The sequence below is a fragment of the Pseudomonas sp. NPDC087185 genome (assembly GCF_044744955.1).
Taxonomy (GTDB): domain Bacteria; phylum Pseudomonadota; class Gammaproteobacteria; order Pseudomonadales; family Pseudomonadaceae; genus Aquipseudomonas.
Genome location: NZ_JBIUZK010000001.1, coordinates 322,729 through 347,081, shown reverse-complemented (window position 1 = coordinate 347,081; position 24,353 = coordinate 322,729). Strand labels below are relative to the sequence as shown.

20 protein-coding genes are annotated in these 24,353 nt (G+C 63.7%); 12 read left to right on the top strand and 8 right to left on the bottom strand.

Features of this window, described 5'->3' with window-relative positions; all coding sequences use genetic code 11:
• The first annotated feature begins 53 nt into the window (after positions 1–53).
• From ACIPIJ_RS01550 to ACIPIJ_RS01525, 6 genes are all read left to right on the top strand, one after another.
• Positions 54–1,013, top strand: coding sequence for a threonine dehydratase (locus ACIPIJ_RS01550; RefSeq protein ID WP_401072065.1), 960 nt, complete (start codon positions 54–56; stop codon positions 1,011–1,013).
• 182 nt (positions 1,014–1,195) lie between these two features.
• The gene (locus tag ACIPIJ_RS01545) at positions 1,196–1,840 is read left to right on the top strand and encodes a LysE family translocator (protein ID WP_401072063.1); all 645 of its coding nucleotides are present in this window, start codon (positions 1,196–1,198) and stop codon (positions 1,838–1,840) included.
• Between the two features lie 135 nt (positions 1,841–1,975).
• Positions 1,976–2,401, top strand: a complete 426-nt coding sequence (locus ACIPIJ_RS01540; RefSeq protein WP_401072061.1) for a YybH family protein — start codon at positions 1,976–1,978, stop codon at positions 2,399–2,401.
• A 44-nt stretch (positions 2,402–2,445) separates the two neighbouring features.
• Positions 2,446–2,790, top strand: coding sequence for a YciI family protein (locus tag ACIPIJ_RS01535; protein WP_401072059.1), 345 nt, complete (start codon positions 2,446–2,448; stop codon positions 2,788–2,790).
• Between the two features lie 21 nt (positions 2,791–2,811).
• Positions 2,812–3,297, top strand: coding sequence for an SRPBCC family protein (locus ACIPIJ_RS01530; RefSeq protein WP_401072057.1), 486 nt, complete (start codon positions 2,812–2,814; stop codon positions 3,295–3,297).
• Complete coding sequence (locus ACIPIJ_RS01525) at positions 3,297–4,535, top strand: RNA polymerase sigma factor (protein ID WP_401072055.1); 1,239 nt, start codon at positions 3,297–3,299, stop codon at positions 4,533–4,535. Before ACIPIJ_RS01530 ends, ACIPIJ_RS01525 begins: the two co-directional genes overlap by 1 nt.
• 107 nt (positions 4,536–4,642) lie before the next feature.
• Here the strand turns inward: ACIPIJ_RS01525 and ACIPIJ_RS01520 are convergent, their stop codons facing one another.
• Positions 4,643–5,113 (bottom strand): MaoC family dehydratase, encoded by a 471-nt coding sequence (locus tag ACIPIJ_RS01520; protein WP_401072053.1) that lies wholly within the window; start codon positions 5,111–5,113, stop codon positions 4,643–4,645.
• A gap of 33 nt (positions 5,114–5,146) precedes the next feature.
• A complete protein-coding gene (locus ACIPIJ_RS01515) occupies positions 5,147–6,091 on the bottom strand; it encodes a lysophospholipase (RefSeq protein ID WP_401072051.1) in 945 nt (314 codons plus the stop codon).
• A gap of 209 nt (positions 6,092–6,300) precedes the next feature.
• On the opposite strand from ACIPIJ_RS01515, the gene fadD2 reads away from it, so the two are divergent.
• Positions 6,301–7,989, top strand: coding sequence for a long-chain-fatty-acid--CoA ligase FadD2 (fadD2, locus tag ACIPIJ_RS01510; RefSeq protein WP_401072049.1), 1,689 nt, complete (start codon positions 6,301–6,303; stop codon positions 7,987–7,989).
• 296 nt (positions 7,990–8,285) lie between these two features.
• A complete protein-coding gene (fadD1, locus tag ACIPIJ_RS01505) occupies positions 8,286–9,983 on the top strand; it encodes a long-chain-fatty-acid--CoA ligase FadD1 (RefSeq protein WP_401072047.1) in 1,698 nt (565 codons plus the stop codon).
• Between the two features lie 108 nt (positions 9,984–10,091).
• On the opposite strand, the gene ACIPIJ_RS01500 is transcribed toward fadD1, so the two are convergent.
• Both ACIPIJ_RS01500 and ACIPIJ_RS01495 read right to left on the bottom strand, forming a co-directional pair.
• On the bottom strand, positions 10,092–11,399 hold the full coding sequence (locus tag ACIPIJ_RS01500; RefSeq protein WP_401072045.1) for an NAD(P)/FAD-dependent oxidoreductase: 1,308 nt from the start codon (positions 11,397–11,399) through the stop codon (positions 10,092–10,094).
• A 30-nt stretch (positions 11,400–11,429) separates the two neighbouring features.
• Positions 11,430–12,794 carry a glutamine synthetase family protein gene (locus ACIPIJ_RS01495; RefSeq protein WP_401073391.1) on the bottom strand — a complete coding sequence of 455 codons (1,365 nt, stop codon included), beginning with the start codon at positions 12,792–12,794 and terminating at the stop codon, positions 11,430–11,432.
• A gap of 532 nt (positions 12,795–13,326) precedes the next feature.
• On the opposite strand from ACIPIJ_RS01495, the gene hrpA reads away from it, so the two are divergent.
• Together hrpA and ACIPIJ_RS01485 are read left to right on the top strand one after the other, a co-directional pair.
• Complete coding sequence (gene hrpA / locus ACIPIJ_RS01490; RefSeq protein ID WP_401072043.1) at positions 13,327–17,232, top strand: ATP-dependent RNA helicase HrpA; 3,906 nt, start codon at positions 13,327–13,329, stop codon at positions 17,230–17,232.
• A 173-nt stretch (positions 17,233–17,405) separates the two neighbouring features.
• Complete coding sequence (locus ACIPIJ_RS01485) at positions 17,406–18,527, top strand: beta-ketoacyl-ACP synthase III (RefSeq protein WP_401072041.1); 1,122 nt, start codon at positions 17,406–17,408, stop codon at positions 18,525–18,527.
• A gap of 126 nt (positions 18,528–18,653) precedes the next feature.
• Here ACIPIJ_RS01485 and ACIPIJ_RS01480 read toward each other — a convergent pair whose 3' ends face one another.
• Positions 18,654–19,898 carry a putative porin gene (locus tag ACIPIJ_RS01480; RefSeq protein WP_401072039.1) on the bottom strand — a complete coding sequence of 415 codons (1,245 nt, stop codon included), beginning with the start codon at positions 19,896–19,898 and terminating at the stop codon, positions 18,654–18,656.
• Between the two features lie 246 nt (positions 19,899–20,144).
• On the opposite strand from ACIPIJ_RS01480, the gene ACIPIJ_RS01475 reads away from it, so the two are divergent.
• Positions 20,145–21,287 carry a GNAT family N-acetyltransferase gene (locus ACIPIJ_RS01475; RefSeq protein ID WP_401072037.1) on the top strand — a complete coding sequence of 381 codons (1,143 nt, stop codon included), beginning with the start codon at positions 20,145–20,147 and terminating at the stop codon, positions 21,285–21,287.
• A gap of 48 nt (positions 21,288–21,335) precedes the next feature.
• Here the strand turns inward: ACIPIJ_RS01475 and ACIPIJ_RS01470 are convergent, their stop codons facing one another.
• On the bottom strand, positions 21,336–22,526 hold the full coding sequence (locus ACIPIJ_RS01470; protein WP_401072035.1) for a benzoate/H(+) symporter BenE family transporter: 1,191 nt from the start codon (positions 22,524–22,526) through the stop codon (positions 21,336–21,338).
• A 144-nt stretch (positions 22,527–22,670) separates the two neighbouring features.
• On the opposite strand from ACIPIJ_RS01470, the gene ACIPIJ_RS01465 reads away from it, so the two are divergent.
• Entirely contained in the window at positions 22,671–23,273 is a 603-nt protein-coding gene (locus ACIPIJ_RS01465) for a glutathione S-transferase family protein (protein ID WP_401072033.1), read from the top strand.
• 63 nt (positions 23,274–23,336) lie between these two features.
• On the opposite strand, the gene ACIPIJ_RS01460 is transcribed toward ACIPIJ_RS01465, so the two are convergent.
• Positions 23,337–23,708 (bottom strand): glutaredoxin family protein, encoded by a 372-nt coding sequence (locus ACIPIJ_RS01460; RefSeq protein WP_401072031.1) that lies wholly within the window; start codon positions 23,706–23,708, stop codon positions 23,337–23,339.
• Between the two features lie 56 nt (positions 23,709–23,764).
• The gene (folE, locus tag ACIPIJ_RS01455) at positions 23,765–24,310 is read right to left on the bottom strand and encodes a GTP cyclohydrolase I FolE (protein ID WP_401072029.1); all 546 of its coding nucleotides are present in this window, start codon (positions 24,308–24,310) and stop codon (positions 23,765–23,767) included.
• Positions 24,311–24,353: the final 43 nt, after the last annotated feature.

The following is a 24,353-nucleotide window of genomic DNA, read 5'->3' as shown; positions in this document are numbered from 1 at the left end:
ATGCCCGGCGCTTAGGATCGGATCAACCACCGACCGATGAAGGATTTATCGCCATGTTCGACCTTGCCGCCCTGCGCGAAGCCGCCGATTTCGTCCACCAGCATGTACCCGCCACCCCTCAGCACGCCTGGCCTTTGCTGGCCGAACGGCTGGGCTGCCAGGTGTGGGTGAAGCACGAGAACCACGCGCCTACCGGGGCGTTCAAGGTGCGTGGCGGGTTGGTGTATGTGCGTTCACTGTTGGCGAGCGGCGAGCCACCCCGCGGGCTGGTCACGGCCACTCGCGGCAATCATGGCCAGAGCATGGCCTTGGCGGCACGCCAGGCTGGCATACCTCTGGTGATCGTCGTACCTGAAGGCAATTCCAGGGAGAAAAACGCTGCCATGCGTGCACTGGGAGCCGAACTGGTGGAGCACGGTGTCGATTTTGACGTGGCCCGCGAGGAAGCCGCCCGGCTGGCAGGCGAACTGGGGTATGCGATGGTGCCATCGTTCCACCCGGAACTGGTACGTGGGGTAGCCACCTATGCCTTGGAGCTGTTCGAGGCGGTGCGAGACCTGGACTGCGTGTATGTGCCGATCGGCATGGGCTCGGGGATCTGCGGGCTGATCCAGGCGCGTAACCTGCTGGGCCTGAACACCGAGATCGTCGGCGTGGTGTCCAGCGCCGCCGATGCCTATGCGCAAAGCGTCGAGCAGGGCCGCATCGTCACCACTGCCACCGCCGAGACTTTCGCCGATGGCATGGCCTGCCGGGTGCCGCACCAGGAGGCCTTTGCACTTGTGCGTGAACACGCCGCGCGAATCGTGCGGGTTACCGACAATGAAGTCGCCGCAGCCATGCGGGTTTACCACGAAGCCACGCACAACACCGCCGAAGGGGCGGGCGCTGCTGCGCTGGCGGCACTGATGCAGGAGCGTGGGCGGCAAACGGGTAAGCGGGTGGCAGTGGTGCTGAGCGGGTCGAATGTGGATCGGACCCTTTATGCGCGGGTGCTGGCAGGTATCGATTGATGCAGGCGTGAGGTGGGTGGCCTGAGCCCTGTCGTTTATAGGGTCCAGGCCGCTAGCTGAAACTGTCCACCTTTCTGGGGGCAGTTCAGGTTTCGTGCCGCGCTTGGGCATTTACGCTTCCAATCCCGCGATCACTCGTGGCAGGCTCTACCGCGCCCAATTGGCCGGTCATCGAGTACTCAATGCCTTTCTCCAACGGTTTTCTCCTCAGCCTGTCCCTGTGCCTGGATATCGGCATTGCCAATATCGCCATGATCACCCTCGCGATGCAGCGCGGCTTCCTGCAAGGCTTCTGGCTCGGCCTGGGGACGTGCGTAGGCGACCTGGTCTACGCCATCGCAGCGCTGGCCGGCATGACCGTGCTGCTGCAGTTCGAAAGCGTACGCTGGACCCTGTGGCTGGGCGGTTCGGCGCTGCTCGTGTGGTTCGCGTTGAAGATGTTGCTGGCGGCCTGGCGCGGCGGGCATATGGAGGCGCGCAGCGAGGTGGTGGTGGAGTCGGCCTGGCGCGAGTTCTTGCGCGGCATCTTCCTGGCCATGTCATCGCCCACCGCCATTTTGTGGTTTGCCGCTGTCGGCGGGGTACTCATTTCCCGCTCAGGCGGTGGCAGCTTGCTCGATGCGGGATTGTTCCTTGGCGGCTTCTTCGCCGCTGGATTGGTCTGGTGCATGAGCATTTGCGGTATTGCCAGCCATGGCGGGCGCTTGCTTGGGGACCGACTGCTGACCTGGTCGTACCTGCTGTCGGCGGCGATCTTCTGCTATTTCGCGGTGTACGTGATCGTTTCGGGCTACCGTGAATTCATACTCGTGAGCCCGGCGGTGTAGGCAGGCAGTTGCGGGGGAGGACGGCCACCGTCTGTCGGCCGCTTCCCACCGGGTGTCGATTCCCCGCCACCCCGTTCGACCAGTGTTGAAGGCGCTGCAAACCCGGCGCCCCTCACCACTTAGGAGAGAACACCCATGAACTCCCAAGCCGAACGCGAAATCCGCCAACTGATCGAGCGCTGGATGCAGGCCGTGCGTGACCGCGACATCCAGGGCATCACCGCCCCCTATGCCGAAGAGATCGTCGCCTTCGATGCCATCAAAGCACTGCAATTCAAGGGCAAGGCCGTGTACCAGGCACACTGGGAAATGTGCATGGGCTTGTGCACCGGCCCGATGGTCTTCGAACTGGCCCAGTTGACCGTGCATGCCGATGGCGACCTGGGCCTGGCCCATTGGCTGAACCGCTGCGGCCCTTCGGATGACGAGAGCCAATGCGGCTTCATGCGCGTCACTGTCGGCTACCGCAAGGTCGGCGGGCAGTGGCAGGTGATCCACGAACACTGGTCGGCACCCTTCGACATGGAAACCCAGAAAGCACTGTTCGATCTCAAGCCCTGAGCCGCTATCGCCAAACGTACGAAGCCAACGCCGTGGAGACGATCATGAAATACCTGTGCCTGGTCTATTGTGACGAAGGGCTGCTGCACAGCCTGCCGGACAGCCCGGAAGACGCCGAATGTATGGCTTACGCCGAGTCGCTGCAGGGCTCAGGGCGCATGCTCGCGGCCGAAGCGCTGAAACCGGTGCAGACCGCCACCACGGTGCGCATGCGGGGTGGCCGCATGAGCCTGACCGATGGCCCGTTCGCCGAAACCAAGGAGCAGCTGGCGGGCTTTTATCTGGTCGATGCCCGCGACCTCAACGAGGCATTGAACATCGCCAAGGGCATCCCGGCCGCACGGGTCGGCAGCGTTGAAGTACGGCCAGTGCGCGAACTGCAACCCTGACAGCAACGGAGAACAACAAGAATGAGCCTTGCCCAACCTGCGCAAGCGCAGCACGAGTTGTCCATCAGCCGCCTGATCGACGCCCCGCCCGCCAAGGTGTTCCGTGCCTGGACCGAGCCCGAGTGGCTGATGCAATGGTGGGGGCCGCACGGCATGACCACCCCCGAATGCGAAATGCAGCTCTGGGTCGGCGGCCTGTTCCGTACCCTGATGCGCGCGCCCGATGGCACCGAGTACCCGACCCAGGGCGTGTTCCTGGAAATCGCCGCGCCGCGCCGGCTGGTATTCACCGACGCCTTCGGGCCCGGCTGGGTGCCTTCGGCCAAAGCCTTCATGACCGCGGTGGTGACCTTTGACGAGGAGCAGGGCAAGACCCGCTACACCGCCCGTGCCTGGCACTGGAGCGCCGCCGACAGCCAGGCCCATGAAGAAATGGGCTTTCACCAGGGCTGGGGAGAAAGCCTGGATCGCTTGGTGGAGGTCGTCACCCAGCGGATGCCGGACTGATGACGACGCTGGCGCAGGTGCGCGCCGAAGTCGAGGCGGTCTACCGCCGTGATTCACGGCGCATCCTGGCGACGCTGATCCGCCTGCTGGGCGATTTCGACCTGGCTGAGGAGGCCATGCACGATGCCTTCTTCATTGCCGTCGAGCGTTGGCAGCGCGACGGCATCCCGCACAGCCCACGGGCGTGGCTGGTGTCGACCGGCCGCTTCAAGGCCATCGATGCCGTGCGGCGGCGCGCGCGATTCGACCGTTCGCAGGCAGACCTGATCATGCTCATCGAAGGCCAGGGGCAAGACCCGAGCGAGGAGGAGTTGCTGGCTGACGACCGCCTGCGGCTGATCTTCACCTGCTGCCACCCGGCCCTGGCGGCCGATGCCCAGGTGCCGCTGACCCTGCGTGAAGTCTGCGACCTGACCACCGAGCAGATCGCCCGCGCCTTTCTGCAGACCCCGGCCACCATTGCCCAGCGCATTGTCCGCGCCAAGGCCAAGATCCGTGATGCGCGCATCCCGTATCAGGTGCCAGAGCTGCATGAATTGCCTGAACGGCTGGAAAGCGTGCTGCGGGTCATCTACCTGGTATTCAACGAGGGATACTCGGCTTCCTCGGGCGAGGCGTTGCTGCAACAGGAATTGAGCGACGAGGCGATCCGCCTTGGCCGTTTGCTGGTGCAACTGTTGCCGGACCCGGAGGCGGTTGGTCTGCTTGCGCTGATGTTGTTGCAGGCCTCACGTCAGTGCGCACGCAGCGACGCCGAGGGCAACCTGGTGCTGCTCGACCAGCAGGATCGCAGCCTGTGGGACCGTGCGCAGATCAGCGAAGGTTGCGAGCTGGTGCGGCTGGCGTTGAGTAGCCGGGCGATCGGTGCCTATACGGTGCAGGCGGCGATAGCGGCAGTGCATGCCGAGGCGGCCACGGCAGAAGAGACGGACTGGGCCGAGATTGTCGGGCTGTACGATGTGCTGTTGCGGCACTGGCCGTCAGCGGTGGTGGCGCTCAACCGCGCGGTGGCGCTGGCCAAACGGGATGGGCCGCAGGCGGGGTTGGTAGCGGTTGAAGCGATTCTGGCGGGGGGAGAGTTGGGCGATTATCACCTCGCGCATGCGGCGCGGGCGGAGCTGCATCAGCAGCTGGGTCATGTCGAAGAAGCGCGTGAGGCTTGGCGGCAGGCATTGGTGCTGACCCGACAGCAGCCGGAGCGCAGGCATATCGAACGGCGGTTGCGGGCGTTGGACTGAATCGGCCCCTTCGCGGGCAAGCCCGCTCCCACCGGTTCAGCACGGGGCCAAGGGGTGGCGCTGTGCCTGTGGGAGCGGGCTTGCCCGCGAAGAATCAAGCCCACCTATCAGCTGGCCACGAAGTTCGGCGGCGATACCAGCTCGACGGTCTGCTGCTTGCGCGGCGCCAGAATCTCGGCCTCGCCCTGGACCACCAGTTCATCGTTCTGGTTGTACACGTTGGTGGCGATGCGCACCTTGAACTTGGGCAGCTTCTCGAGGATTTCCAGGCGCACGGTCAGCGTGTCGCCGATTTTCACCGGTTTCTGGAAGCTCATCTGCTGCCCCAGGTAGATGGTGCCAGGGCCAGGCAGGGTGCAGGCAACCGCCGCACTGATCAGCGCGCCGCTGAACATGCCATGGGCGATGCGCTCGCGGAACATGCTCTTGGCTGCGAATTCGGCATCCAGGTGCACCGGGTTGTGGTCACCGGACATCGCGGCGAACAGCTGGATGTCGCGTTCTTCAACAAACTTTTCGTAACTGGCTTTCTGCCCGACTTCTAGAGCTTCGTAAGGCGTGTTGGTGACCTGGGTCATTGGCGTTTCCTTGATAGGCGGACAAGGCCGACATCATTCACTGCGGACAGGGCGGCCAAGGGCCAGCGCCTGCTCCAGCCACGCGAGAATATCGGCGGTGACCTCGTCCCGATTGAGTTCGTTGAGCACTTCGTGCCGCGCCTCAGGATAGACGCGCAGCTGTACATGTCGATTGCCGGTCGCGCGCAGGGCGTCGGCAAGATGGGTGAGACGCTTGCCGGCACTCACCGGATCACATTCTCCGCCAATCACCAGCAACGGCAGGTTCGGATCGATCTGCGCCAGGTTGCTTTTCAGGCTGATCTGCGCCAGGCCCTGTAGCAGGTCTAGCCACAGCTGGTTGCTGCAACGAAAGCCGCACAGTGGGTCGCTTACGTACTTGTCGACCTCCGCGGGGTTGCGGCTGAGCCAGTCGAACGCCGTGCGGTTGGGCTTGAAGGCCTTGTTGAACGAGCCGAACGACAGCCAGTCGATCAACGCGCTTTTGCCCAGTGGGCCCTGACGCCAGGCCTCCAGGCGGGCGATCAGGCGCGCGGTGCGGTACAGCGTGGCCGGCTGGAAGTTGGAGCCACTGAGAATCGCCCCCTGCACGCTGCCACTGTGGTGCATCAGGTAGGCCTGGGCGATGTAGCTGCCCATGCTGTGGCCAAAGAGGAACAGTGGCGTGCAGGGGAACTGCTGGCCGATGTGCTGGGCCAGCAGGCCGAGGTCGTTGACCACGGCATTCCAGCCATGTTGCCGGGCGAACAGGCCGAGGTTGCCCAGTTCGGCGGTGCGGCCGTGGCCGCGCAGGTCAGCGGCGATCAGGGCGAAACCGGCGGTGCTCAGTGCTTGGCCAAGGTGCTGGTAGCGCCCGGCATGTTCGGCCATGCCATGCGCCAGCAGCACCACGGCCTTGACCGGCGTGGCCGGCAGCCATTGATGCACGTACAGGCTGCAATGCTCGCTGGCGGGCAGCCAGAAGGCGTCGTGTGGCATGGCGGGTCCTTTGCGCAGGGGTACGAGCACAGTGTATGCACAAGCGGCCGGATTGCAGGAAGGGCACAAATAAGATTCACAATGTTAATGGCGGCACTTGGCGTATATGCCGCCTTGGGCTTACCTGCTAACGTCGGTTCAACGCCTTTTTGCCACCAGGCAAAGGGATTAGAGGCTCAAAGCGGCACCAGGCAGAGGAACAATAATAAATGCAAGCCGACTTCTGGAATGACAAGCGCCCGGCGGGCGTGCCTTCCACCATCGACATTCATGCGTACAGCTCGGTGGTCGAGGTGTTCGAGCGCTCCTGCAAGCGCTTCGCCGACCGCCCGGCGTTCAGCAACCTTGGCGTGACCTTGACGTATGCCGAACTGGAGCGCCATTCGGCGGCGTTCGCGGCCTGGCTGCAGCAACACACCGACCTGAAACCGGGCGACCGCATCGCGGTGCAGATGCCCAACGTGCTGCAGTATCCCATCGCCGTGTTCGGCGCGTTGCGCGCCGGGCTGATCGTGGTCAACACCAACCCGCTGTACACCGAGCGCGAGATGCGCCACCAGTTCAAGGACGCCGGCGCCCGCGCCCTGGTGTACCTGAACATGTTCGGCAAGCGTGTGCAGGAGGTGCTGCCCGACACCGGCATCGAGTACCTGATCGAAGCCAAGATGGGCGACCTGCTGCCTACGGCCAAGGGCTGGCTGATCAACACCGTGGTCGACAAGGTGAAGAAGATGGTCCCGGCCTACCAGCTGCCGCAGGCCATTGCGTTCAAGCAGGTGCTGCGCGAGGGCAGGGGGCTGAGCCACAAGCCGGTAACCCTGAGCCTCGACGACATCGCCGTGCTGCAGTACACCGGCGGCACCACGGGCCTGGCCAAGGGCGCCATGCTCACCCACGGCAACCTGGTGGCCAACATGCTGCAGGTGCTGGCGTGCTTCTCGCAGCATGGCCCGGACGGGCAGAAGCTGATCAAGGACGGCCAGGAGGTGATGATCGCGCCGTTGCCGCTTTACCACATCTATGCCTTCACCGCGAACTGCATGTGCATGATGGTCACCGGCAACCACAACGTGTTGATCACCAACCCGCGCGATATCGCAGGCTTCATCAAGGAGCTGGGCAAGTGGCGGTTCTCGGCGTTGCTGGGGCTGAACACCTTGTTCGTGGCGCTGATGGATCACCCGGGCTTCCGCCAGCTGGACTTCTCTGCACTCAAGGTTACCAACTCCGGTGGCACGGCGCTGGTCAAGGCCACCGCCGAACGTTGGGAAAGCCTCACGGGCTGTCGCATCGTCGAAGGTTACGGCTTGACCGAAACCTCGCCGGTCGCCAGCACCAACCCCTACGGCCAGCTGGCGCGCCTGGGTACGGTGGGCATACCGGTTGCGGACACCGCGTTCAAGGTGATCGACGATGACGGCAATGAGTTGCCGTTGGGAGAGCGCGGCGAGCTGTGCATCAAGGGCCCGCAGGTGATGAAGGGCTACTGGCAGCAACCTGAAGCCACGGCCCAGACCCTGGACGCCGAGGGCTGGCTGAAAACCGGCGACATTGCGGTGATCGACCCGGACGGCTTCACCCGCATCGTCGACCGCAAGAAGGACATGATCATCGTCTCGGGCTTCAACGTGTACCCCAACGAAATCGAAGACGTGATCATGGGCCATCCGCAGGTGGCCAACTGCGCCGCCATCGGCGTGCCGGACGATCGCTCGGGCGAGGCGGTGAAGTTGTTCGTGGTGGCGCGTGAGGGTGGGCTCAGCGTCGATGAGCTGAAGGCCTACTGCAAGGCCAACTTCACCGGCTACAAGGTGCCCAAGCACATCGTGATGCGTGAGTCGTTGCCGATGACGCCGGTGGGCAAGATCCTGCGGCGCGAGCTGCGTGACATCGCCTGATTGGCCTGAGGCTTGTTCGCGGGCTTGCCCGCGAATGCTTCAAAACCGCTCTAACAGGCGATTATCAGCCTGATTTGCGACATTTTGGATAAATACTCTAAAAATGACCTGTATCGTTCATTGAGTCATTTTTATGACCGTGAGGCCTGATTTGGCCTCTAGGCGACCCTTGGCAAAGCTGTTACGCTCGGCCCGCTTTCAGATGATTCGGTTTGCAACGAACCGCCATCTCATATCAATAATAAACGCATCGACGCGTGAATCGAACTTCGCTGTTGCTGAAGGAGTGGGCTTCCATGATCGACCATTTTTGGAAGGATAAATACCCAGCCGGGATTACGGCGGAAATCAATCCTGACGAATTCCCCAATATCCAGGCGGTACTCAAGCAATCCTGCCAACGCTTTGCCGACAAACCGGCCTTTAGCAACCTGGGCAAGACTATCACCTACGGCGAGTTGTATGCCCTGTCGGGCGCGTTTGCGGCCTGGCTGCAGCAGCACACCGACCTGAAACCGGGTGATCGTATTGCCGTGCAGCTGCCGAATGTCCTGCAATACCCGGTGGCCGTGTTCGGCGCCATGCGCGCCGGCCTGATCGTGGTCAATACCAACCCGCTGTACACCGCACGGGAGATGGAGCACCAGTTCAACGACTCCGGTGCCAAGGCCCTGGTGTGCCTGGCCAACATGGCGCACCTGGCCGAGAAGGTAGTGCCCAAGACCCAGGTCAAGCATGTCATCGTTACCGAAGTGGCGGACCTGCTGCCACCGCTCAAGCGCCTGTTGATCAACAGCGTGATCAAGTACGTGAAGAAGATGGTGCCGGCCTACAACCTGCCGAACGCCGTGCGCTTCAACGATACCCTGGCCCAGGGCAAGGGCCAGCCGGTGACCGAGGCCAACCCGCAAGCGAACGATGTGGCCGTGCTGCAGTACACCGGTGGCACCACGGGCGTGGCCAAGGGCGCGATGCTGACCCACCGCAACCTGGTGGCCAACATGCTGCAGTGCCGCGCATTGATGGGCGCGAACCTGCAGGAAGGCTGCGAGATCCTCATCACCCCGCTGCCGCTGTACCACATCTATGCGTTTACCTTCCATTGCATGGCGATGATGCTGATCGGCAACCACAACGTGCTGATCAGCAACCCGCGTGACCTGCCTGCGATGGTCAAGGAGCTGGGCAAGTGGAAGTTCAGCGGTTTCGTCGGCCTCAACACCCTGTTCGTTGCCCTGTGCAACAACGAGGCGTTCCGTGCCCTGGACTTCTCGGCGCTGAAAATCACCCTGTCCGGTGGCATGGCGTTGCAGTTGAGCGTGGCCGAGCGCTGGAAGACCGTCACCGGTTGTGCCATCTGCGAAGGCTACGGCATGACCGAGACCAGCCCGGTGGCGGCGGTCAACCCCGCCGAAGCCAACCAGGTCGGTACCATTGGTATCCCGGTGCCGTCGACGTTGTGCAAAGTCATCGACGACGGTGGCAACGAACTGCCGCTGGGCGAGGTGGGCGAGTTGTGCGTCAAAGGCCCGCAGGTGATGAAAGGCTACTGGCAGCGCGAAGATGCCACCACCGAGATTCTCGACAGCGAAGGCTGGCTGAAGACCGGTGACATCGCCGTGATCCAGGCGGACGGCTACATGCGCATCGTCGACCGCAAGAAGGACATGATCCTGGTCTCGGGCTTCAACGTGTACCCCAACGAGCTGGAAGATGTGCTCGCAGCCTTGCCAGGTGTGCTGCAGTGCGCCGCGATCGGCGTGCCGGACGAGAAGTCGGGTGAGCTGATCAAGGTGTTCATCGTGGTCAAGCCGGGCATGACCCTGACCAAAGAGCAGGTGATGGAGCACATGCGTGCCAACGTCACGGGCTACAAGGTGCCGCGTTACATCGAGTTCCGCGATGCCTTGCCGACCACCAACGTGGGCAAGATCCTGCGCCGCGAGCTGCGTGATGAAGAGCTGAAGAAGCAGGGGCTGAAGAAGATCGCCTGATCGGCCTTGCCTCATCGCCGGCAAGCCGGCTCCCACAGGTCATGCGCAGTTATCAAGGGCTGCGCCGCCTCTGTGGGAGCCGGCTTGCTGGCGATGAGGCCGGTACGATCAGCGCAATTTCTCAAGCATCTGGTAGTACCACATCCCCGCCGCCAGCACCGGATTCCCCAGCACGTCCCCCATCGGCACCTTGATGTGCTTGCACGCCGCAAAGGTATCGAATTTCTCCAATGTCCCGGTCAGCGCCTCGGCCATGATCTCGCCCATGATGTGGCTGGTGGCGATGCCGTGCCCGGAATAACCCTGGCAATACCACACGTTGTCAGAAAGCTTGCCCAGCTGCGGAATGCGGTTGACCACGATGCCCATCGCGCAGCTCCACTGGAATTCGATCGGCACGCCCTTGAGTGCCGGGAAGGTACGCTCGATGCAGGGGCGCAATTCGCCGGCGATATCCCGCGAATCCTTGCCTGAATAGTTGGCGCCGCCGCCGAACAGCAAGCGCTTGTCGGCGGTGAGGCGGTAGTAGTCGAGTACGAAGCGGCAGTCGTACACCGCCATGTCCTGCGGGTTGATCTGCTCGGCCAGTTCCCCCAGCGGCGCGGTGGTGACAATGCCGCCCATGGCCGGGAAGATCTTGCCCTTGAGCTGGCGCTTTTCCAGCTTGTGGTAAACGTCACCGGCCAGCATCACCTGGCGCGCTTCAATGCGGCCCTGGGCGGTAACCACGGCCGGGCGCGGGCCATGGACGATATCCAGCACTTCGGAGTTCTCGAAGATCAATGCGCCCAGCGCATGGGCGGCGCGGGCCTCGCCCAGGCACAGGTTCAGCGGGTGCAGGTGCAGGTTGCGCAGATTTTTCAGCGCGCCCAGGTACAGTGGGCTCTGCAGGTGCTGGGCAACGGCGCTGCGGTCGAGCAGCTGCACCTGGTCGCCCATGCCGCGGCGCTGCGCCTCGGCTTCGAAGCCGCGCAGCTCGTCGAGGTGCGACGGTTTCATCGCCGCATGCAGGTGGCCGCGCTTGAGGTCGCAGTCGATGCCGTAACGCTCGACCCGCTGCTCGATGATCTGGTGCCCGCGCCAGCGCAGGTGCCAGATGAAGTCGTCCACCTCGCTGCCCAGGCGGTTGCGCATCTGCGTGCGCATGGCCTCATCGCCCGACAGGCTGCCGGTGACCTGGCCGCCGTTGCGGCCGCTGGCGCCCCAGCCGATGCGGTTGGTTTCGACGATCGCCACCTTGAGGCCGCGCTCGGCCAGCTCTACGGCGGTGGCCACGCCGGTGAAGCCGCCGCCGATGATGGCCACGTCGACCTGCACGGTGCCCTTGAGCTGCGGGTACTGGGTGGGGTCGTTGAGAGTGGCGCTGTAGTAGGACGGCGCGCGCTGTGCCGGGCCGTTGTTCACTGCTGCGTTCATGGGTGTTCCTTGTTCTGAAGGGTGTGAGGCTCAGGCCTGGTGCAGGTACCAGCGCCAGTCCTGTTCGCTGACTTCGGCCATGAACTGGCGGTACTCGGCGCGCTTGACCTTCAGGTACACGCCGAGGAAGTCGCCGCCGATGGCTTCCCGTGCCCATTCCGAGTGCTCCAGGGCGTCGAGCACGGTGAGCCAGTCGGTGGGCAGGTGCTCGGTGGCCTGGGCGTAACCGTTGCCCTCGACCGGAGCGCCCGGGTCGAGCTGCTCGCGGATGCCACGGTGGCTGGCGGCGAGGATGGCCGCAGCGGCCAGGTAGGGGTTGGCGTCGGCGCCACAGATGCGGTGCTCGACATGGCGGCTGTTGGCCGGCCCGCCAGGCACGCGCAGGCTTACCGTGCGGTTGTCGACGCCCCACGTGGGCGCCAGCGGCGCGTAGCTGTTGGCCTGGAAGCGGCGGAACGAGTTGGCGTTGGGGCAGAACAGCAGCAACGAGTCGCGCAGGTGACGCAGCATACCCGCTACCGCCTGGCGCAACAGCGGGGTGCCGGCCTTGTCCTCGCTGGCGAACAGGTTGTTGCCGGCGCTGTCGGCCAGGCTCAGGTGCATGTGCATGCCGGTGCCGGCCAGCTGCGCAAAGGGCTTGGCCATGAAGCACGCCTGCATGCCATGGGCATGGGCCACGCCTTTGACCAGGCGTTTGTAGCGCACCGCCTGGTCCATCGCCAGCAGCGCATCGCCGTGCTCCAGGGTGATTTCCACCTGGCCAGGGGCGTATTCGGAAATCGCTGTGCGCGCCGGTATGCCTTGCGCCTTGCAGGCTGCGTAAAGGTCGGCGAGGAACGGTTCGATCTGTTCCAGCTCGCGCAGGCCATACACCTGGGTGCTGCGGGGGCGGCCGCCGTCGTTGTCCAACGCCGGTTGCGGGCGGCCCTGGGCATCGCGCTGCTGGTCGAGCAGGTAGAACTCCAGCTCGCAGGCCATCACCGGGTGGTAGCCGTCGGCCTTGAGCGCTTCGATGGTGCGCAGCAGCACATGGCGTGGGTCGGCGACGCTGGCCGGCAGGCCTTCGCTGGGGTGCATGCTGACCTGCACGGCGGCGGTCGGCACACGGCGCCAGGGCAGGCGCACCAGGCTGCCTTCCAGGGGGTAGGCGCGGCAGTCGATGTCGCCGACGTCCCAGACCAGGCCGGAGTTTTCCACGTCATCGCCGTTCAGGGTCAGGCCAAGGATGGTGCTGGGCAGCGGGCGGCCGCTCTGGTACACGGCCAGCAGTTCGTCGCGGTGCAGCAGCTTGCCGCGCGGCACGCCGTTGGCGTCGAGGATGAACAGTTCGAACAGCTCGATATCAGGGTTTTCAGCGAGGAAACGCGTGGCGTGCTCTACAGGTGCAAAGTGCATGATGGATTCGCTCATGGGCGCACAGGACCGTCGCGCAGGCGCGGTCCCGCTGAGTCAATCGGCCGAAGGGCGGCCGGGTCTGGTCAGGCAGGCGTGAGCGAAGTATCCGGTGGGCGCGCGTGGCGGCAGTGCCACAGGGCCCAGAAGGCGAGGATCACATGCACCAGTGGGTTCTCGCCGGCGCGAGTCCGGGCCTTCGCAAGCGAAGGGCGGGAAAGCGGCGGGGCGAGGGGCTGGGCGGGGGTCATGCCTTGGATACTCACATGCGGCGTAAGGTTGATTAAAGCAGTGAATGGCAACCTTTACATCGGGCTTCACTAAACATATGTGCGGGCTTGCCGGCTCTATCGCCGGCAAGCCGGCTTCCACAGATGCCCCACACCGTTCAGGTCCTGGGGGGTACCTGTGGGAGCCGGCCTGCCGGCGATAGGGCCAGGCCAGCCAGCAAAGAACCCTCGAATCTGCGACAATCGCGCATCCTTCGAATGCCGATCATGAAAAAGCAGGCTCACCTGCATCACTAAAAAGCCCCATGACTGACCACGCCATCGACAAACTGCTGCAAAACCTTGACCACGCCATGATCGCCGATCGCCATCGCCTGCGTCGGCAACTGCACGAGCTGCGCAAGCGCCCCGACGAGGCCAAGCTGGCGCAGTGGGTGGAGAAGGTCCAGGCGTCCTGCGCCCAGGTCACTGCACGCCAGCAAAGCGTGCCGCGCATCCGCTATGACGACAGCCTGCCGATCGCGGCCAAGCGCGACGAGATCAAGAAGGCCCTGGCGGAAAACCAGGTGCTGGTGATCGCCGGCGAAACCGGCTCGGGCAAGACCACCCAGTTGCCGAAGATCTGCCTGGAACTGGGCCGCGGCAGCCACGGCCTGATCGCCCACACCCAGCCACGCCGTATCGCCGCCCGCAGTGTCGCGGCGCGGGTTGCCGAAGAGTTGGGCACGCCGCTGGGCGGCCTGGTCGGCTACCAGGTACGGTTCGAAGACCAGAGCGACAGCAACACCCTGGTCAAGCTGATGACTGACGGCATCCTGCTGGCCGAAACCCAACATGACCGCTTTCTCGAACGCTACGACACGATCATCGTCGACGAAGCCCACGAGCGCAGCCTGAACATCGATTTCTTGCTCGGCTACCTCAAGACCTTGCTGCACCGCCGCCCGGACCTGAAGCTGATCATCACCTCGGCGACCATCGACCTGGAGCGTTTCTCCCAGCATTTCGATGGGGCGCCGATCATCGAGGTGTCGGGCCGCACCTACCCCGTAGAGACCTGGTACCGCCCGCTGACCAGCGAGCAGGACGAAGAGGGTAACCAGGTCGAGGAAGACCTCACCGTCGATCAGGCCATCCTCGCCACCCTGGACGAGATCGCCCACCACGAGCGCAGTGAGGGCAAGGGCCCCGGCGACGTGCTGGTGTTCCTGCCGGGCGAGCGTGAAATTCGTGATGCCGCCGAGATGCTGCGCAAGGCCCAGCTGCGCCATACCGAAATATTGCCGCTGTATGCGCGCCTGTCACCGGCCGAGCAGCAGCGCATCTTCCAGTCGCACACCGGGCGCCGTGTGGTGCTGGCCACCAACGTCGCGGAAACCTCGCTGACCGTGCCCGGCATCCGCTACGTCATCGACACCGGTACCGCGCGCATCAGCCGCTACAGCTACCGTGCCAAGGTCCAGCGCCTGCCGATCGAGGCGGTTTCCCAGGCCAGCGCCAACCAGCGTAAAGGCCGTTGCGGCCGGGTCGAGCCGGGCATCTGCATCCGCTTGTACAGCGAAGAGGATTTCAACGGCCGGCCGGCGTTTACCGACCCCGAGATCCTGCGTACCAACCTGGCGGCGGTGATCCTGCAGATGCTGCACCTGCGCCTGGGCGCCATCGATGCCTTCCCGTTCATCGAGCCGCCAGATGGCAAGGCCATCAGCGACGGCTTCAACCTGCTGCAGGAACTGTCGGCGGTCAACCGCGAGAACCAGCTGACGCCATTGGGCCGCCAGCTGGCGCGCCTGCCGATCGACCCGCGGCTAGGCCGCATGCTGCTCGAAGGTGCCCGCCAGGGCAGCCTGCAGGAAGTGCTGATCGTCACCAGCGCGCTGTCGGTACAGGACCCCCGCGAGCGCCCGCCGGAGCGCCAGCAGGCTGCCGACCAGGCACATGCCCAGTGGAAGGACGTCGATTCCGACTTCGCCGCGCTGGTCAACCTGTGGCGCGGGTTCGAGGAGCAGCGCCAGGCGCTGACCGCCAACCCGCTGCGCAACTGGTGCCGCAAGCACTTCCTCAACTATTTGCGCCTGCGCGAATGGCGCGATGCGCACCGCCAGCTGGCGCTGATCTGCCGTGACCTGCAGTTGACGGTGAACAAGGAACCGTCCGACTACCAGAAGATGCACAAGGCCATCCTCAGCGGCCTGCTCAGCCAGATTGGCCACAAGACCGAAGAAGGCGATTACCAGGGCGCGCGTCAGCGGCGCTTCTGGGTGCACCCGTCCTCGGGCCTTGGCCGCAAGCGCCCGCAGTGGGTGATGGCCGCCGAACTGGTCGAGACCACCAAACTGTATGCGCGCATGGTCGCCAAGATCGAACCCGACTGGATCGAGCCGCTGGCGACCCACCTGGTCAAGAAGAACCACTTCGAACCCCACTGGGAGAAGAAGCGCGGGCAGGTAGTGGCCTATGAGCAGATCACCCTGTACGGCCTGATCCTGGTCGGCCGCCGCCCGGTGCATTACGGCCCGATCGACCCGGTCACCTCGCGCGAGCTGTTCATCCGCGAAGGGCTGGTCGGTGGCGAAATCCAGTCGCGGGCCAAGTGCCTGGCGGCCAACAAACGCTTGCTCGAAGAACTCGACGAGCTGGAAGCCAAGGCCCGTCGGCGCGATATCCTCGCGGATGAAGAAACCCTTTACGCCTTCTATGAAGCCCGCCTGCCAGCCGAGATCCACCAGACCGCGACCTTCGACAGCTGGTATCGCATGGGCAGCCAGAAGGATGCCAGCCTGCTGATCATGCGCGAGGAAGACGTGCTGGCCCGTGAGGCCAGCGAAGTCACCGCGGCGCAGTACCCGGACAGCCTGCAGGTGGGCGAGCTGAGCCTGCCGCTGAGCTACCACTTCGAGCCGGGCCACCCACGTGACGGCGTCACCGTGCGAGTGCCTGCGCCCCTGTTGCCGAGCCTGCCGGGCGAGCGCCTGGAATGGCTGGTGCCGGGCCTGATCGAAGCCAAGTGCGTGGCCTTGGTGCGCAACCTGCCCAAGGCCCTGCGCAAGAACTTCGTGCCGGTGCCGGACTTCGTCAAGGCCTCGCTGTCGCGCATGACGTTCGGCCAGGGCGCGTTGCCACAGGCCCTGGGGCAGGAGCTGCTGCGCATGACGGGCGCGCGCGTGTCCGACGAAGCCTGGGCAGAGTCGGTCGGCTTGGTTGAAGGCCATTTGCGCATGAACATCGAGGTGGTCGATGGTGACGGCAAGTTCCTCGGCGAGGGCCGCGACCTGGCCGAGCTGACCGCGCGCTTTGTCGCCGCCAGCCAGGCGGCGCTGGCCGTGCCGCGCAGCGACAAGCGCGAGCAGCCGGTGCAGGCCAGGGCCTTCAGCGAAGTGAAGCAGACCGCCCAGCAGAAGATCGCCGGCCTGTCGATGACGGTGTACCCGGCGCTGGTGGAGGAGAGCGGCAGCGTGCGCGAAGGGCGGTTCTCGACCCAGGCCGAAGCCGAGTTCCAGCACCGCCGCGCCCTGCAACGCCTGTTGCTGCAACAGTTGGCAGAGCCGGCCAAGTTCCTGCGTGGCAAGTTGCCGGGGCTGACTGAGCTAGGCTTGCTGTACCGCGAACTGGGCCGTGTCGAAGCGTTGGTCGAGGACATCCTGCTGGCCAGCCTGGATAGCTGCATCCTCGAAGGCGAAGCCACTCTGCCGCGGGATGGCGCCGCATTGGCCGGCCTGGCCGAGCGCAAGCGCGGCAACTGGGCCGAGCATGCCGAGCGCCTGGCCCGTCAGACCCTGGACGTGTTGAAGCTGTGGCACGGCCTGCAGAAGCGCTTCAAGGGCAAGATCGACTTGAGCCAGGCGGTGGCGCTCAACGACATCAAGCAGCAATTGGCCAACCTGGTGTACCCAGGCTTTGTGCGTGAAACGCCGTCGGCCTGGTTCAAGGAATTGCCTCGCTACCTCAAAGCGGTGGAATTGCGCCTTGAGAAACTCGGTAGCCAGGTGCAGAAGGACCGGGTGTGGAGCGGTGAACTGAGCAACCTCTGGGCCCAGTACAAGGCGCGTGCCGACAAGCATGCCCAGGAGGGCAAGCGTGACGAACAACTGACCTTGTACCGCTGGTTGCTGGAAGAATATCGGGTGTCGCTGTTTGCCCAGCAGCTGGGCACGAAAGTGCCGATTTCTGACAAACGTCTCAGCAAACAGTGGTCTCAGGTAGAAGCCTAAACCCCTGGAGATGTGGCAATATTGATGCAATTTGGGGCCGCCTGGCGGCCCTGTGGGAGCGGGTTTACCCGCGAACGAGGGCAAGGCCCTCGCCCTTGAGTTGGCACTAAAGTGCCATTGCGCATTTTTCAGCCAGCGCCCCGTGGCGATGGCCTTTGACCAGAGGAACGACCGTGCATAACGTCGTGATCAGCGGCACCGGCCTGTATACCCCGGCCCAGAGCATTTCCAACGAAGAACTGGTGGCGTCCTTCAATAATTGGGCGCAGCAGTTCAACCTCGACAATGAAGCCGCCATCGAGCGCGGCGAGGTCGAGGCGGCGCCAATGTCTGACGCTGCGTTCATCGAAAAAGCGTCCGGCATCAAGAGCCGCTTCGTCATGGACAAGGCCGGTATCCTCGACCCGCAGCGCATGAAACCGCGCTTGCCAGAGCGCTCGAACGACGAACAGTCGATCCTCTGCGAGATGGGTGTCGCCGCCGCGCGTCAGGCACTGGAACGCGCCGGTAAAACGCCTGCCGATGTCGACGGGGTGATCGTCGCCTGCTCCAACCTGCAGCGCCCGTACCCGGCCATCGCCATCGAAGTGCAGAACGCACTGGGCATTCAGGGCTTCGCCTTCGACATGAATGTGGCCTGCTCGTCGGCCACCTTCGGCATCCAGACCGCCGCCAACAGCGTGCAGCTGGGCCAGGCCCGTGCACTGCTGGTGGTCAGCCCGGAAATCTGCACCGGCCACCTGAACTTCCGTGACCGCGACAGCCACTTCATCTTTGGTGATGCCGCCACTGCCGTGCTGGTCGAGCGCGCCGACCTGGCCACCTCGGCGCACCAGTTCGACATCGTGGGTACCAAGCTGCAGACCGCGTTCTCCAACAACATCCGCAACAACTTCGGCTTCCTCAATCGCGCCGCGGAAGAGGGCGCTGGCGCGCGCGACAAACTGTTCGTGCAGGAAGGCCGCAAGGTGTTCAAGGAAGTCTGCCCGATGGTCGCCGAGCTGATCGGCAAGCACTTGGGAGAGAACGATCTGCAGCCGTCCGACGTCAAGCGCTTTTGGCTGCACCAGGCCAACCTGAGCATGAATCACCTGATCGTCAAGAAGCTGCTGGGGCGTGAGGTGGCCGAGGAAGATGCACCGGTAATCCTTGACCGTTATGCCAACACCAGCTCGGCGGGGTCGGTGATTGCCTTTCACTTGTACCAGGATGATTTGGCCGAGGGCTCGCTGGGCGTGTTGAGCTCGTTTGGGGCGGGGTATTCGATTGGTAGCGTGATTCTGCGTAAACGCTGACCTACAGCGTTGGCCCCATCGCCGGCTTGCCGGCGATGGGGCCAACGCATTTCTTGCACAAAAAAGGCAGGAAATGCCGGATGGGGTCGGCATTTCCCGCCTTGAGTGAAGCAGAGGCGTTGCAGCTTAGAACTTGGCTTCCAGGTCCACCTGCAGCGTGTCGACATCTGCATTGCTGTTTGGCAACTGCGAGAGGTCGGTCTTGGCCATCAGGTAGGCAGCACCCAGCGAGAAGTTCTTGTCGATTTCGTAACCGACCTTGAACTTGTGACCGCGCGAGCCGGTGAAGCCGTTGCCGAAGTCGGAGTCGGTGAACAGGCTGACCACGGCGTTACGCTGCACATCGCGATAGTTGTAGTCCAGGCTCCAGGCGCCAACCTTGGTCTTCAGGCCGGCCAGCCAGGCCTGGTCTTCGCCATCGGTGCTCTCGGTGTTCTTCACGTATTGGCCGTAGGCCGACAGTGGGATGGCAAAGCCGGTGAAGTCGAGCTGGCCGAAGCCTTCCACCAGGTTGAACTCGTTGGTGGTGTTGCCGAACGACTGAAGGATGGTGGCTTCCTTGTCGTTGTCATAGCCATAGATGCTCGCACCCACGGTCACCTTGAGCGCATCGACCGGCGCGAACTTGGTGCCCAGCTGTGCGTGGTAGACCTGAGCGTCGTGCTTGTACTGCACACCGTCGCCGTCTACGTTGTCCTTGAGGGTGTACTGGCCAGCGCTGGCGAATACCTCGGCGCCGCCCAGGTCAGCCTTGTAGGTGGCGGCCACGCCTTCCGGGTTGATGTCGCTGTCCCAGATGATGTCGCCCATGTTCACCCACGGCTGCTGCATCTTGCCGCCGATCAGGTGCAGGTTCGGGATAGCCGTCGGATGCCAGTCCAGGTAAGCCAGGTCGACCCACAGCGATTTCTTGTCGAAATAGTTGTCCAAGCTCTGGTTGGTCGAGCGGCGGTCGGCACTGCTGCCGGTAGCGATACGCACGCCAGCGTCGACTTGCGGGTTGATCTCGCTGTAGAAGCCGACGCGGGCACGCACGCGCTGACGGTCCTGGTTGCCGCTGCTGCTATTTGGATCGTCGACGTTGACGTCTTCGTAGCGCAGGCGCACATCACCCTTGATCTGGGTCTTGGCAGCCCATGCCACTTTTTGTTCGAAGGAGCTCATACGTTCGGACTGAGCTTTCTGGTCGGCCTTTTCCTTGGTTTCTTTTGCCAGGTCGCCTTGCAGTTCGTTGTACTGCGCCTGGTTGATCGAGCCGTTGGCGCGGAGCATTTCGAGCAGCTTGGCGTCGACAGCAGCACTGGCCGGAGTACTCAGAGCCAGCATCATGCCGGTGAGGCTCACTCCGGTAAGTGTAGAAACAAGACGCATAAGGTTCTCCCTACTGAAAAATATTGGGGAGGCTCAGCGCCCGCCCCCATGTTGGCATGTCTTCGGAAAGGGCCTGAATAGACAGGTTCTGGGGTTCCGGAAAACAGGCGCAAGTATTGCGGGGGCCAATGACAGAATAATGTCTAATTAGTGGCACTGCGGTTAAGTAATTGAGAACAAAAGGGTCAGCCAGGCATTCGTCATTTGAGTGAAGGGCTGTTATTCCCTGATACTGATGCCTTCGAAATGCGAGCCGACAACGTGACCAGCCTCTACAGCCTTGCCCATCTGCGTGACCTGCCAGCGGCGACCTGGGACGCCCTGGTGCCTGCCGGCCAGCCGTTCCTGCGCCACGCCTTCTTGAGCGCCATGGAAGACAGCGGCAGCGTCGCGCCGGCCACCGGCTGGGCGGCCGAGCACCTGGTGCTGGAGCGTGGCGGGCAGGTACGGGCGCTGTTGCCGGCCTACCGCAAGTGGCATTCGTACGGTGAGTACGTGTTCGACCATGGCTGGGCCGACGCCTGCGAACGCGCCGGTATCCCTTATTACCCCAAGCTGCTCGGGGCCGTGCCGTTCAGCCCGGTCAGCGGCCCGCGCCTGCTCACGGCCGACCCGGCCGATGGCCTGCTCGTGCTCCAGGCATTGCCGGAGTACTTATCCAAAGCCGGGCTCTCGAGCGCGCACATCAATTTCACCGAGCCAAGCCTGGATAGCCAGCTGGACGGCCTTCCTGGCTGGATGGAGCGGCTGGGTTGCCAGTACCACTGGCGTAACCGAGGTTACCGGGACTTCCAGGATTTTCTCGACAGCCTGAGTTCACGCAAGCGCAAACAGATGCGCAAGGAGCGTGAGCAGGTGGCGGGGCAGGGCATCGACTTCCGTTGGTACCGCGGCGACGAGCTGGATCAGGCGCAATGGGATTTCGTCTATCTGTGCTACGCCAATACGTATGCGGTGCGCCGGCGTACGCCGTACCTCACCCGCGAATTCTTCAGCCTCCTGGCCGAGCGCATGCCCGATGCACTGCGAGTAGTGATGGCTCGTCAGGGCGGTCGTGATGTAGCCATGGCCCTGAGCCTGGTCGGTGGCGACAGCCTGTTCGGCCGTTACTGGGGTTGCCTGGACGAATTCGACCGGCTGCACTTCGAAACCTGTTTCTACCAGGGCATGGACTTTGCCATTGCCGAAGGGCTGCAGCGTTTCGATGCCGGTGCACAGGGCGAGCACAAGTTGATTCGTGGCTTCGAGCCGGTACTGACGCGGTCTTGGCATTACCTGCTGCACCCGGGCCTGCGGCGGGCGGTAGAGGATTTTCTGCGCCAGGAGCGGGCGGGCGTACAAGGGTATGCCGAACAGGCGCGGGAGATGCTCCCTTACCGTCGGGAGTGACTGCACGGCACTGTCGCGGGGCTGCCCCCGTGACAGTGCCGCGTGCATTCAGGCCTTGCGCGGGTTGAGGATCAGCAAGGTCAGCACCCCCGCCACAATCCCCCAGAACGCCGAGCCGATGGAAAGCAGGGTGAACCCCGACGCCGTCACCATGAAGGTGATCAACGCCGCCTCACGCTCACGCGCCTCGCTCATGGCCACGGTCAGGCCGTTCATGATCGAACCGAACAGCGCCAGTGCCGCAATCGACAGCACCAGTTCTTTCGGCAGTGCGGCGAACAGCGCTGCCAACGTGGCGCCGAACACCCCGGCGATACCGTAGAAAATCCCGCACCACACTGCCGCGGTATACCGCTTGCTCGGGTCTTCATGAGCATGCGGCCCGGTGCAGATCGCCGCGCTGATGGCCGCCAGGTTGACCCCATGGGCGCCGAATGGCGCCAGCAGCAGCGAGGCAAAGCCGGTGGCCGAAATCAACGGTGAGGCCGGCACCTGGTAGCCGTCGGCGCGCAGCACGGCCACGCCGGGCATATTCTGCGAAGTCATGGCCACCACGAACAGCGGAATGCCGATGCTGATGGTTGCGGCCAGCGAGAAGCTTGGCGTGGTCCATACCGGCGTGGCCACTTCCAGCCTGAAACCGCTGAAGTCCAGCAGGCCCAGGCTACCGGAGAGCGCCGTGCCCACCAGCAGCGCGGCCAGCACGCAGTAGCGCGGTGACAAGCGCTTGACCAGCAGGTAGCTGAAGAACATGCCCAGTACCAGCAGCGTGCGGTGCTGGGCGGCGACGAAGATCTCGCTGCCGATCTTGAACAGGATGCCGGCCAGCAGCGCCGAGGCCAGCGATGCCGGGATGCGTTTGACCAGGCGCTCGAAGCTGCCGGTCAGGCCACAGATAAGCACCAGCACCGCGCAGGTGACGTAGGCGCCGATGGCCTCGCCGTAGCTCACCCCACCCAGGCTGGTGATCAGCAACGCCGCACCAGGCGTCGACCAGGCCACGGTGATCGGCGTGCGGTAGCGCAGCGACAGGGTGATGCTGCAGACCGCCATGCCGATCGACAAGGCCCAGATCCACGACGAGATCTGCGCGGTGGTCAGGCCTGCGGCCTGGCCGGCCTGGAACATCAGCACCAGCGAGCTGGTGTAGCCGGTGAGCATGGCGATGAAGCCGGCGACCACTGCCGACGGTGAGCTGTCTGCCAAGGGCCGCAGGCGTGCGGAAGTGGCATCGGTCATGGGGTAAGTCCTTGTCCATGTGTAAGCATTGTTTTCAGACTAACGCGGGCAAGGTTGATCCTTGCCATACAGCAGGCATTGCATTTAGCCGTACAGTCGCCAACTATTGGGCATTGATGCGCAACTGCATGGGAGGGAGGGGCGATGTACAAGGTGTATGGCGACTACCAGTCTGGCAACTGCTACAAGGTCAAGCTGATGCTGAGCTTGCTGGGCAGCCCGTATGAATGGCACCCGGTGGATATCCTCAAGCACGAGACCGAAACGCCCGAATTCCTGGCCATGAACCCCAACGGCAAGGTGCCCGTGCTCAAGCTCGAGGACGGCACGTGCCTGTGGGAGTCCAACGCTATCCTCAACTTCCTTGCCGACGGCAGCGAGTACCTGCCCAGCGAACCGCGCCTGCGTACCCAGGTGCTGCAGTGGCAGTTTTTCGAGCAGTACAGCCATGAGCCTTACATTGCCGTGGCGCGGTTCATCCAGTTTTACCTGGGCTTGCCTGACGAGCGCGTGGAGGAGTACCGCAAGCTGCACAAGGGCGGCTACAAGGCGCTAAGGGTGATGGAGCGGCAGCTGCAGATGACGCCCTACCTGGTGGGCGAGCAGTATTCGATCGCCGATGTGGCGTTGTATGCCTACACCCATGTGGCGCATCAGGGAGGGTTTGATCTGGCGGATTATCCGGGTGTGCGAGCCTGGTTGGACAGGGTGGCTAGCCATCCGCGTCATGTGCAGATGGTTGAGTGAGCCTGTACCGGCCTCTTCGCTGGCTTGTCCCGCGAGGAGGCCGGGAGGCCTCACGCATTGCTATCAAGCAGACGCGAACCGCTCGTCCAGATAGGCAATGATGGCCTTGGATTCATACATCCAGGTCACTTTGCCTGCCTCTTCGATCCGCAGGCACGGCACTTTCACCCGGCCGCCACCTTCGAGCAGCGCCTGGCGATGCACGGCGTCGTGCTTGGCATCACGCAGCGCCACCGGCACATTCAGGCGGTGCAGGGTGCGGCGGGTTTTCACGCAGAACGGGCAAGCATGGAACTGGTACAGCGCGAGGCCCTTGGCCTCTTGCTCGACACGCGCCTGGGCGGCGGCATCGCGCTTGCGCTTGGCCGGGCGGCTGATCCAGTCGCCGAACACGATGAGCTGGCCGAGGCCGACCCGCAAGGCTTTGACGATCATGGCAACTCCTGAAAAGAAAAGCCGACCCACAGGGTCGGCTCGGGGTCACTCGCCGATCACTTGATCAGGCTGAGGAACTCGCTGCGGGTCGAGGCGTTTTCGCGGAACTCACCGAGCATCACCGAGGTGAGCATGGTCGAGTTCTGCTTCTCTACACCGCGCATCATCATGCACATGTGCTTGGCCTCGATGACCACCGCCACACCGGCGGCGCCAGTCACCTGCTGCACGGCCTCGGCGATCTGGCGGCTTAGGTTTTCCTGGATCTGCAGGCGGCGGGCATACATGTCGACGATCCGCGCGACCTTGGACAGGCCCAGTACCTTGCCCTTGGGCAAGTAGGCGACGTGAGCCTTGCCGATGAACGGCAGCATGTGGTGTTCGCACATCGAGTACAGCTCGATGTCCCGGACCAGCACCATTTCGCTGTTGTCGGAGGTGAACAGCGCGCCGTTGGTCACTTCATCCAGCGTCTGCTCGTAACCGCGGCAAAGGTACTTCATGGCCTTTGCAGCCCGCTTGGGCGTGTCGAGCAGGCCCTCACGGGAGACGTCCTCGCCGATCTGGCTAAGGATCTCGGTGTAGTTCTGTTCCAGGGACATGTATCTACCTGTGGGAAAAAATCGCAAAAACGAAGGTTACGGC

Bases quoted from the DNA above. Each gene is read 5' to 3' on its own strand.
- hrpA (WP_401072043.1), top strand. From the start codon at position 13,327: ATGACTGACCACGCCATCGACAAACTGCTGCAAAACCTTGACCACGCC.
- ACIPIJ_RS01530 (WP_401072057.1), top strand. From the start codon at position 2,812: ATGAGCCTTGCCCAACCTGCGCAAGCGCAGCACGAGTTGTCCATCAGC.
- fadD2 (WP_401072049.1), top strand. From the start codon at position 6,301: ATGCAAGCCGACTTCTGGAATGACAAGCGCCCGGCGGGCGTGCCTTCC.
- ACIPIJ_RS01520 (WP_401072053.1), bottom strand. From the start codon at position 5,113: ATGACCCAGGTCACCAACACGCCTTACGAAGCTCTAGAAGTCGGGCAG.
- ACIPIJ_RS01550 (WP_401072065.1), top strand. From the start codon at position 54: ATGTTCGACCTTGCCGCCCTGCGCGAAGCCGCCGATTTCGTCCACCAG.
- ACIPIJ_RS01535 (WP_401072059.1), top strand. From the start codon at position 2,446: ATGAAATACCTGTGCCTGGTCTATTGTGACGAAGGGCTGCTGCACAGC.
- ACIPIJ_RS01495 (WP_401073391.1), bottom strand. From the start codon at position 12,794: ATGCACTTTGCACCTGTAGAGCACGCCACGCGTTTCCTCGCTGAAAAC.
- ACIPIJ_RS01540 (WP_401072061.1), top strand. From the start codon at position 1,976: ATGAACTCCCAAGCCGAACGCGAAATCCGCCAACTGATCGAGCGCTGG.
- ACIPIJ_RS01525 (WP_401072055.1), top strand. From the start codon at position 3,297: ATGACGACGCTGGCGCAGGTGCGCGCCGAAGTCGAGGCGGTCTACCGC.
- ACIPIJ_RS01470 (WP_401072035.1), bottom strand. From the start codon at position 22,526: ATGACCGATGCCACTTCCGCACGCCTGCGGCCCTTGGCAGACAGCTCA.
- folE (WP_401072029.1), bottom strand. From the start codon at position 24,310: ATGTCCCTGGAACAGAACTACACCGAGATCCTTAGCCAGATCGGCGAG.
- ACIPIJ_RS01475 (WP_401072037.1), top strand. From the start codon at position 20,145: ATGCGAGCCGACAACGTGACCAGCCTCTACAGCCTTGCCCATCTGCGT.
- fadD1 (WP_401072047.1), top strand. From the start codon at position 8,286: ATGATCGACCATTTTTGGAAGGATAAATACCCAGCCGGGATTACGGCG.
- ACIPIJ_RS01500 (WP_401072045.1), bottom strand. From the start codon at position 11,399: ATGAACGCAGCAGTGAACAACGGCCCGGCACAGCGCGCGCCGTCCTAC.
- ACIPIJ_RS01465 (WP_401072033.1), top strand. From the start codon at position 22,671: ATGTACAAGGTGTATGGCGACTACCAGTCTGGCAACTGCTACAAGGTC.
- ACIPIJ_RS01545 (WP_401072063.1), top strand. From the start codon at position 1,196: ATGCCTTTCTCCAACGGTTTTCTCCTCAGCCTGTCCCTGTGCCTGGAT.
- ACIPIJ_RS01515 (WP_401072051.1), bottom strand. From the start codon at position 6,091: ATGCCACACGACGCCTTCTGGCTGCCCGCCAGCGAGCATTGCAGCCTG.
- ACIPIJ_RS01460 (WP_401072031.1), bottom strand. From the start codon at position 23,708: ATGATCGTCAAAGCCTTGCGGGTCGGCCTCGGCCAGCTCATCGTGTTC.
- ACIPIJ_RS01480 (WP_401072039.1), bottom strand. From the start codon at position 19,898: ATGCGTCTTGTTTCTACACTTACCGGAGTGAGCCTCACCGGCATGATG.